This is a genomic window from Streptomyces sp. NPDC054847, assembly GCF_053610925.1.
This window is the reverse complement of record NZ_JBSGZJ010000765.1, coordinates 1-1,349: the sequence shown is the minus strand read 5'-3', so window position 1 is coordinate 1,349 and position 1,349 is coordinate 1. Positions and strand designations below refer to the sequence as shown.

Genomic DNA, 1,349 nt, shown 5'->3' with positions numbered 1-1,349 from the left:
GGTCCCGGCCGCCGGCCCGCCGCGCCGCCGGCGCCGGACACGGCGGAAGCCGTGCCCGCGCCCGCGCCTCACGGAGGGCGGCACCAGGTCCCGCTCGCCGGCGGACCGGCCCGCGAAGAAGAAAGGGGCCTACTGCCTCCCGGCGGCCAGGGCGGCCAGCTGCTCCACCCTGGCGTGGAGCCGGTCGAGACGGAGCTCGGCCTCCGGCTTTATCAGGACACTGCGCATCACCCGTGCCGCACCGGCGTCCCGCACAACCCGCGGATGACGCCGGGCGAACGCGTCGGCGTCCGCGCGCAGCACACTCAGGAACACCGGATCGTCGGCCGCGTACATGCCCTCGTGCAGCAGCCGCTCACAGGCCGCGTCGACGGACAGCAGCGAGAACGGCCGCACCGCCGGCACATACGTGACGATGTCGAGATCCGGCCGCTGGTACAGCTCCAGCACATCGGAGCCGGCCAGCAGGTCCGCCCAGCGGAGCGCCGCCCGGCGGCTCGCGGCGAGCATCTCGCCGAAACCCTCCCGGGTCAGCGGCAGCAGTTGCAGCGTCAGCCACAGACCGGCCGCCGCCGCACCCGCCCGCGAGCACTCCAGGCTGATCTCGCCCAGATGCAGCTCCGCCTGCGTGAAGTACGTGTAGGGGGAGTCGTGCGCGAAATGCCGCCCGGCCCCCGGGTCGTTGAACAGCACCGCCCCGCAGCCGTAGGGCTGCAGACCGTGCTTGTGCGGGTCGACCACCACCGAGTCGCACCCGGCGACCGCCGCCCACGGCCGCGCGTCCAGGCCCACCGGGTCCGCGGAACGGCCCAGCAGCGCGTAGAAACCGCCGTACGCCGCGTCCACATGCACCCGCGCCCCGTGGCGGCGCGCCATCGGCAGCACCTCGTGCACCTCGTCGACCGCGCCCAGCCCCGTCGTCCCCAGCGTCACCACCACGGTCCCGACCCGGCCCGTGGCCAGCAGCCGCTCCAGCGCCTCGAGGTCGATACGGCCCCGCGCGTCGACCGGCACCCGGTGGCCCTCCACGCCCAGCACATGGCACATCCGCTCATGCGTGTAATGGCACTCGGAGCTGTAGGCGACACCCCGCCCCGGATGGGACTCGCGCGCCACGTACAGCGCCTCCAGGTTCGCCATCGTGCCGCTGGTCGTCAGATGGCCCAGCGGCTCCTGAAGACCGAACATCGCACCGAGCGCGGCGACACACTCGCGTTCCATCTCGGTCGTCGCCGGACCGCCCTCCGCGGCATGGTTGTTCGGGTTGAACAGCATCGCCGTCCCATTGCCGACGACGGGGGGCGGGTGGGGCGCGGGGGCCGGCTGCGCCGGGTAGGGGGGGTGGGCGT

1 protein-coding gene is annotated in these 1,349 nt (G+C 74.0%); it reads right to left on the bottom strand.

The genetic code is table 11. The features are described 5' to 3' along the window. Nucleotides 1-129: 129 nt before the first annotated feature. Nucleotides 130-1,349: pyridoxal phosphate-dependent decarboxylase family protein (locus ACWGH4_RS35090; protein ID WP_453467960.1), on the bottom strand; the 1,220-nt coding region annotated here is incomplete at its 5' end.